General features: G+C 33.2%; 1 pseudogene. It reads left to right on the forward strand.

Annotated elements, in window-relative coordinates:
- Window positions 1–232: pseudogene (locus ACX6CF_RS26420) on the forward strand (hypothetical protein); the annotation flags it as partial.

Below are 232 nucleotides of genomic sequence, written 5' to 3' on the forward strand. Positions count from 1 at the left end.
CTACAAAAGCTGACGGTAAACCTTGCATATTACCGACAGCTTTTGTAGAAGGAAAGACAATTAATAGTGATAGCTCATGGGTTGTAGATGATTACACTAAGAATTGGGTATCTGTAGGTTGCAACGATCTATATACAGATAATCAATCTAATCCTAATAAATTTGATTTTTCATATAAGTCAGTGTATCCAGTTGTTTCAAATGAAGCAGATGGACTTTTTTATGATTTTGG

The sequence above is a fragment of the Vallitalea sediminicola genome, assembly GCF_054408565.1.